Source organism: Paenibacillus agaridevorans (assembly GCF_003112455.1).
GTDB classification, from domain to species: Bacteria; Bacillota; Bacilli; order Paenibacillales; family Paenibacillaceae; genus Pristimantibacillus; species Pristimantibacillus agaridevorans.
Genome location: NZ_BDQX01000163.1, coordinates 37,892 through 45,829, shown reverse-complemented (window position 1 = coordinate 45,829; position 7,938 = coordinate 37,892). Strand labels below are relative to the sequence as shown.

At 56.5% G+C, this 7,938-nt stretch carries 5 protein-coding genes; all 5 read left to right on the top strand.

Features of this window, described 5'->3' with window-relative positions; genetic code table 11:
* A partial coding sequence (locus tag PAT3040_RS14270) for a carbohydrate-binding protein (RefSeq protein WP_108993262.1) occupies nt 1-2,769 on the top strand: 2,769 nt, incomplete at its 5' end.
* A gap of 71 nt (nt 2,770-2,840) precedes the next feature.
* Entirely contained in the window at nt 2,841-3,638 is a 798-nt protein-coding gene (locus PAT3040_RS14265; RefSeq protein WP_108993261.1) for a response regulator transcription factor, read from the top strand.
* Between the two features lie 29 nt (nt 3,639-3,667).
* The gene (locus PAT3040_RS14260; RefSeq protein WP_219930284.1) at nt 3,668-5,038 is read left to right on the top strand and encodes a glycoside hydrolase family 140 protein; all 1,371 of its coding nucleotides are present in this window, start codon (nt 3,668-3,670) and stop codon (nt 5,036-5,038) included.
* A 104-nt stretch (nt 5,039-5,142) separates the two neighbouring features.
* On the top strand, nt 5,143-5,814 hold the full coding sequence (locus PAT3040_RS14255) for an aspartate/glutamate racemase family protein (protein ID WP_108993260.1): 672 nt from the start codon (nt 5,143-5,145) through the stop codon (nt 5,812-5,814).
* Nucleotides 5,814-7,862: a beta-galactosidase gene (locus tag PAT3040_RS14250; RefSeq protein WP_108993259.1), complete on the top strand. Its 2,049-nt coding sequence runs from the start codon at nt 5,814-5,816 to the stop codon at nt 7,860-7,862. Before PAT3040_RS14255 ends, PAT3040_RS14250 begins: the two co-directional genes overlap by 1 nt.
* Nucleotides 7,863-7,938: the final 76 nt, after the last annotated feature.

The following is a 7,938-nucleotide window of genomic DNA, read 5'->3' as shown; positions in this document are numbered from 1 at the left end:
TGGTGGGAGTGGGCGCCGCCCGACACGGGATGGCGGCAGCCGTATTATGAGCATTACGGCGTGTTTGCCGATACGGTGAGCCGCGCGTGCTGGTTGTTGACGCAAGGCACGCATATCGCCGACGTCGCGGTCCATTATCCTTCGCATGCGGCATGCGGCTGGATGTCGCTATCCGACGGAGGCCCGCTTGAGCATCCCATGGTCGTTGCCAACAAAATGCCTCATGAGCGGCTCGGACATATCGAAAACGTGTATCAGACGTTGACGGGGCGCTGGAATCGCAAGGAACGCAACAAACCGGGCGCGCTTCGTACAGCAAGCATCGACTTTGACGTGACGGACGATTCCGCTTTGGAGAGGGCGGAGTTGTCCGGCGGCAAGCTGCGAATCGGAGAAGAGACGTTTTCGGCGCTGCTATTGTGCGGCACCGCCATTATGGATGATGCTGCCCGCGCCAAGGTAGAGCAATGGACGGCAGCCGGCGGTTTGGTGATCGCCGTACAATGCGGGGATGAAGAACCGGTATTGGAAGGCGCCGTGTACGTCGCCTCTGCCCGCGAAGCGATAGAGCTTCTGGAAGCCCGGCTGCCGGGGCGTGCCAAAGGACCGGATATGCCGTTGATGCGAAGGGTAGAGGACGCTGACCTGTTCTTGCTGCTGCCGGAAGCGGGAGAACTGCTGCCGATGCACGAGCCTTCGGGTGAACGTGCGACGCCTCCGAGGAGTGCCCGTTATCGTCTCCGCACGGCAGGATATCCGCAGCTATGGGATCCGGTGACCGGGCGAGTTTCCGAGCTTTTATACGACAGGGACGGCGATTGGATCGAGCTTGAAGTTTCGTTCGACAGTTGGCCGGCGGCATTTGTCGTATGCCGATGGGATCAAACGGAGGCGGGAGAAGTACCCGCCAATTCCTCGCGCGAGTTGGATAATCCATCTTCGCCAGCCGAAGTTCCCGCGCTAGGCGCGAGTCAGAAGCCGGCGGCGGAGCTCGAAGACTGGCAGGTAGCGGTCGTGCCTACGCTGGATAACCGTTACGGCGATTTTGATTTGCATGGCGGCAGGTCGGCTTTGGCGCCGATCGAGAGACGCGAATTGCTCGTCGCGCGCGAAGAAAGCGCCGCGGACGGCGAAGCCGCGGGCTGGCACAGGAGCGAACTGGATGATTCGGGTTGGATGAAACGTTTGTGGAGCGAGGCAGCTTATTGGGAGGCATCAAGCGACGAACGCTTTCGGGAAGGCGCCGTATGGCCGGTCGTCTACAGCAATACGACGGGAGACTTATCGTTCCGGACATGGGCGGGCAGAATGGGACGGATTCCGCGCAAATTTTTGAATTTGGGATTGGCGAAAGCCGGAGATAAGATATGGGCGCGGACCCATGTCGTTGCTCCGGAAGATGGTACGTATTGGGTCCGTACGGAGAGCAACGCGGCAATCGCACTTTGGGCGAACGGCGAAGAAATCAAATGGGAAGGCGGGCCTGAAGAGCAAACGTCGACCGTGAAGCTGAAAGCCGGAGCCAATTCGTTGTCGCTGTGCGCGGAGGCGTTGGCCGAAGGATACGTCAGGGCAGGAGTTACCCTATGCTTGGAAGAGCAAGAGCCGCTGCCCAAATGGATTTATTCGCCCAGTCCGCATTCGAAAACCCGGTTATCGTATACGATAACCGAGTCGGATAACGCTGGCATCAGCCGGGTGCGCGTCATCTTTTGCGCCAAGGAACGAGTGGCGCTTTATGTCAACGGCCAACCTGTAAGCGAGCACGGCGATTTTAATCCGTATATCCGGCAAGGGCAAGAAGAGCTCGATCTAACGCCCTATTGGCGTGACGGCGACAATGTGATTGAGCTTGTCATGCCGGAGGGCGAAGGCGTGGCCATGGTGGACGGCGTCATCGAGCGGGCGGACGGAACCCGGCATATGTTCTGCACAGGCCCTTCGTGGTTAAATGAACAAGGTCAGCACTCCGAAATTCTCCATGAAGCGGTTCTGCAGTTTGCCGAGACGGAGACGATGTGGCTTCCCGGCCGCGCGCATCCGCTGCCGAATGTCGGCTGGCTGATGCCGGATGCGGAGCCGGCGTCCCGTCCGCTGCCTTTTGTCCGCGACGCGGCTCAGCCCGGGAGGCCGATCTGGTTTCGTTTTCCGCTCCCGGCCGGAGCCAGGGAGCTCCGCATTGCTTGCGCGGGCGAATGCCAATGCTGGATAGCGGGAAGGCGGGTGCCGCTGCAAGGCGACATCGCTCTGTTCGAGCCGCAGCTTGCCGGAACGATGGCCGCGCTTCGCATTGTTCCTACCGATACAAGCACGGAGGCCGATGTGCTGCTTGCTCCGATCAGATTCGATGTGGCGCCGATTCGGGGGGAGCTGGGCGATTGGCGGACGGCGCTGGGCTTGCCCCATCACAGCGGCGTCGTCGAATACGAGACTACGGTTGATTGGCAGCAAGAGAACGGCGCGATCCTTGAGCTGGGGCATGTCCGGGGCACGGCCGAAGTATGGCTTAACGGCAACCCGATTGGCGTGCGCGCATGGGGACCTTACCGATTCAAGCTGGATGCCGGACGCGGAGAATACCATATACGTATTCGGGTAACGAACACGTTGGGCACCCATTACGAAATCGGCCGTCCTTCTAGCAACGTTGGAGGCTCCGTTAATCCGAAGGTTTCCTACTGGCAGCCTGATTCCATGCCGGAGCATTGGGAGAAGGCGTTTGCGGCTGGCGGCCTCTACGGTCCCGTCCGCTTATATGCCGTCACTTAATAGAAGCGATTGATAGAATTTTCAGTGAAATGATATGATTGGATGGATAGGAGATCCGGGAGGGATAGAACATGCTTAATCTGATGATCGTAGATGACGAGCCCTTTATGCTGAAGGGGCTGATTAATATCATTGAGAAAGGGCAAACGCCATGCTCCGAGATCGTTAGCGCGAATGATGGGTTCGATGCCCTTGAGAAGCTGGAGAACTACCGTCCTGATTTGCTGATTACGGATATTCAGATGCCGGAAATGAACGGTCTGGAGCTGATTCGAAAAGCTCGCGAGCGAGGGTTATGCAACCGCTTCATCATTCTGACGGGATACGATGACCCAGCCTATCTTCACCAGGCGATACGCTGCAAGGTGATCGATTATTTGCTGAAGCCCATTAACAAAGCGGAGCTTTATGACGTCATGAGCAATATATCGCTTGAACTGCTGGCTGCCGAAGACGAGGCCGGTTCGCCAAGCCAAGCCGATCAGGATCACAACGTTCCCGGCGTCGATTACGATCAGATGTCCAGAAACGTCAAAAAAATTATCCGGCATATCGAGTCGCATTATAAGGAAAACATTTCGCTCGATCATATTGCCGAGCATGTATATTTGCATCCCAATTACATCAGCTCGCTCTTTCGCAAGGAGACTGGACTGACGCTGATTCATTATTTGCATCTATTTCGGATTAAGAAGGCCAAGACGCTGATGCTTGGCGATTCGGAGGATTCCTTGCATCGCATATCGGAGCAAGTGGGGTACGAGAGCGTCCGGCACTTTTTCAGCGTTTTCAAAAAGTATTGCGGCGTTACGCCGAGCGAATACCGGCAGCACTATAAAATGAACGAATCTCTATCATCTCGCAAATAACTCGCAAACCGAATACGGGAGGACTAACCTTGCTCAATAAAATGCCTTGGAATAATGGGAAACTGACGGTCACGGACAACGGACGATATTTGCGGCATGCCGACGGCACCCCGTTTTTTTGGCTGGGGGATACGGCATGGCTGCTGTTAAAGCGAACGACGAGAGAACAGGCGCTAGCCTATTTTCGCGATCGGAGAACAAAGGGTTTTAACGTCATCCAGATTATGCTTGTGCATGATCTGGTTACCGAAAATGCATACGGGAGAGTGCCGTTTCGGGAGCTGGACCTGGACCAGCCCGATGCGGAGGAGTCGGATACGTATGTCAGCTACTGGTCCTTTGCCGACGAAGTGATCGGCATGGCGGAGCGCGAAGGGCTGTATGTTGCGCTTGTCCCCGTGTGGGGCAGCGTAGTGGAGCATTATTCCACCGATGCCGAGACGGCTGAGCGATACGGGACATGGCTAGGCAACCGCTATAAGAACCGTCCGAATGTAATTTGGCTAAACGGTGGAGATATTCGAGGCAGCGACAATACGCAAGTATGGCTTCGGATGGGGAGCGCGATTAGGGAAGCTGCTCCGGAGCACTTGATGACGTTCCATCCCTACGGCAGAACGGACTCTTCGAGGTGGTTCCACGACGAGGAGTGGCTCGACTTCAATATGTTTCAATCGGGGCACCGCAGCTATGCACAGATGGAGGAGAGCAACCCCGACACGTTGATCGGCGAAGACAATTGGCGTTTCGTGCAGGCGGATTGGGCCATAATGCCGGCGAAACCCACGATTGACGGCGAACCGTCCTACGAGGATATTCCGCACGGCTTACATTTCCCGGGCGCTCCGAGATGGACGGCGGACGATGTGAGACGTTATGCGTATTGGGCCGTTTTTGCCGGCGCATTTGGTCATACCTATGGACACAATGCGGTCATGCAGTTCCATACGGAGGAGCGGGGCATCGGAGCATACGACTGCTTGCGAAGCTGGAACGATGCGCTTGATGATGACGGTGCGGCGCAGATGGTACATCTCAAGGAGCTCATCCTCTCCAGACCATTCGAAGAGCGGATGCCTAATGAGACGGCCATCTGCGGCGATCCGGGCTACCGGTATGACCGGTTATTCGTTAATCTGGGCAGCAGCCATATGATGGCCTATATCTACTCGGGGCGTCCCTTTAATTTGCAGCTGGGACAGTTCTCCGGTTTGCGGGCGGCTGCCTGGTGGTACAATCCGCGGTCAGGCGAAAGCGAATTTCTGGGCGAGTTGGCGAACGAGGGAATCCATGAGTTCGTTCCTCCGGGCGGAAGAGCTCCGGGCAACGACTGGGTATTGGTGCTTGATGATGCCGAAAAAGGTTTCGCCGCACCGGGACAGTCGTTAATTCCACGATAGTCCGCGATTCAAAGCAAAGTCCTTAAGATTGAACGCTGTAATCCGGCTGCTCCGGGACTACAATGGAAAGAAAGACAGCGCTTTCTATAAGGAGGAACCGGAAAATGGATACAGTAGTCGCGGTATATACGGGCCAAGGGCTGGCGGAGCCGCTCAAAAAACAATTCGATGAGCTGCTGCCCGGCGTGCGTCTTGTCAATATTATCGATGACAGCTTGATTGCCGAGGTTGTGCGAGAGGGAGAAGTCACGCCAGGTGTGAAACGGCGTCTTATGCAATATTATCAGCATGGAGCCGATCTGGGCGCTTCCATTATTCTCAATACTTGCTCTTCTGTAGGCGAAGTGGCCAGCGACGCGCGACCGTTCTTCGACATACCGCTTGTAAAAATCGATGAAAGCATGGCCGTAGAAGCGGTTGAGTCTTATCGTACGATCGGCGTTGTGGCGACGCTTCCCACTACGCTTCAGCCGACAATGCGGCTTTTGCGGCAGCAAGCCGAGCAGCGCGGCAAGCCCGTGCAATTGATCGACGGTCTTGCAGCCGGCGCCTATGACGCTCTTGTCAGCGGACGGCCCGATGAGCATGACCGCATTCTGTTGGAGACAGTCGTCAAGGTCGCAGAACAGGCCGATGCGCTGGTGCTTGCGCAAGGCTCCATGGCGCGTATGGAGGCGCAGCTGGCGGAGCGCGTCGGCAAACCCGTGTTATCCAGTCCTCGCCGCAGCGTGTTGGCGATCAAGAAGCTATTGGAAGCGGAAAGGACGGTCCGCTAATGTTTACGGATAGGCTGTCCAAAATATTGTATGGCGGAGACTACAATCCCGAGCAGTGGCCAAATGAAATCCGGGACGAGGACATGCGGCTGTTCCGGCTCGCGGGCGTTGATATCGCGACGCTCAACGTGTTCTCTTGGGCGCTTAATCAGCCGGATGAGAACACCTACCGCTTCGATTGGCTGGACGAGATGATGGATAAGCTCCATGCGAACGGGATCAAGGTGTGCCTGGGCACATCGACGGCGGCTCATCCCGCATGGATGGCGACGCGTTACCCCGATGTGCTGCTCGTCGAGCATGACGGCCGCCGTCGCAAGTTCGGCCGCCGGCATAATTCCTGCCCGAACAGTCCGACCTATCGGCTTTATTCGGAGCGGATGGCGCGTAAGCTGGCGGAGCGTTACAAGGATCATCCCGCCTTGCTGCTGTGGCATGTTAATAACGAATATGGATTGCGCTGTTACTGCGACAATTGCGAGAAGGCCTTTCGCGTATGGCTGCGGGACCGCTATGGCACGCTCGAGGAGTTGAACCGGGCCTGGTATACGAGATTCTGGGGTCATACCTTCTACGACTGGAACGAGATTGTGCTGCCGAGCGGACTCAGCGAGCACCTGAGTCCAACCCATTCGGACGAGACTGCGTTCCAAGGCATCTCGCTCGATTATGACCGATTTAATTCGGATGCCATTCTGGCTTGCTACAAGCTGGAGCGGGATGCTATTAAACGCGTTATTCCGGATGCGGTCGTGACGACGAATTTCCAAGGCAACGGCACGTACAAGCCTCTTGATTATTTCAAGTGGGCGAAGGAACTGGATATCATAGCGCTTGACATGTATCCCGCCGATGACATGACCCCCGGCCAGATGGCGATGCGCTATGATTTGATGCGCGGCTTAAAGGGGGGAGATCCGTTCCTGCTGATGGAATCGTGCCCGTCGCAACTGAACTGGCGCCCCCGCAATTCGCTTAAGCAGCCCGGCGTCAACCGTTTATGGAGTTATCATGCCGTCGCTCGCGGCGCGGACGCCATTATGTATTTTCAGCTGAGGCGTTCGCGCGGGGCATTCGAGAAATTCCATGGAGCATTGATCGATCATGCCGGACACGAGAATACCCGCGTATTTCGGGAATGCGCCGACATCGGGCGCGAACTGGGACAGCTGGGTGATACGCTGCTTGGTGCGCGCTCCGAAGCCCGCGCGGCCATTGTGTTCGATTGGGACAACTGGTGGGCGCTGGAGCACTCCAGCGGGCTTACCGTGGATCTTCGTTATGTCCAAGAAATCGAGAAGTATTACGCTGCCTTCTACGGCCGCAATATACCGGTAGCCATGGTAGGCGTGGAGGCGGATTTGACCTCTTACGATATCGTCGTGGCGCCGGTGCTCTATTTAATTCAACCCGGTTATGCCGAACGTTTGGAGCAATTCGTGGCGCAGGGCGGCACGCTGGTCATGACAACCTTTAGCGGCATTGTCAACGAAACCGACCTGGTTACGACGGGAGGTTATCCCGGTGAGCTTCGGAAGCTTCTGGGTGTATGGGTGGAGGAGATCGATGCGCCGATGGCTCATCAGCGCAACCGCGTCGTTATGACCGCAAGGCTTGGCGAACTGGAAGGCTCCTATAATTGCGGCGTGCTTTGCGATGTCGTGCATGCCGAAGGAGCCGAGACGATGGCCGTTTTCGAACGAAACTTCTATCGGGGATGCCCTGCGCTTACGCGCAACAGCTTCGGGTCGGGCGAAGCCTGGTATGTCGCGACTTCGCCGGAGCCGTCCATGCTGGACGGATTAATCTCGCATGTATGCGAAACTCGCGGCATTAGGCCTTTGCTGGATACGCCGCCCGGCGTAGAAGCGTCCGTCCGGGTTAAAGACGGAAGAACCTTCTTGTTTTTGCTTAATCACAACGATGCGGCAACGGAAGTCGAATTGGGAACGGACCTCTATGTCGATTTGTTAACAGGTACGCGGCACAAAGGAAAGCTCTCGCTGGTCGCTCTGGATGTCCGGATTTTGTCAGTTGCGGATGCCTAAGGCGGGATTGGTTCATCAAACACATAATGGCAAGGGGCTGAACCCGTGAGAGACAATACAGGCGGCAATTCCATGA

Excerpts from the sequence above, each read along its gene's own strand:
- PAT3040_RS14265 (WP_108993261.1), top strand. The coding sequence starts at position 2,841 with ATGCTTAATCTGATGATCGTAGATGACGAGCCCTTTATGCTGAAGGGG.
- PAT3040_RS14255 (WP_108993260.1), top strand. The coding sequence starts at position 5,143 with ATGGATACAGTAGTCGCGGTATATACGGGCCAAGGGCTGGCGGAGCCG.
- PAT3040_RS14250 (WP_108993259.1), top strand. The coding sequence starts at position 5,814 with ATGTTTACGGATAGGCTGTCCAAAATATTGTATGGCGGAGACTACAAT.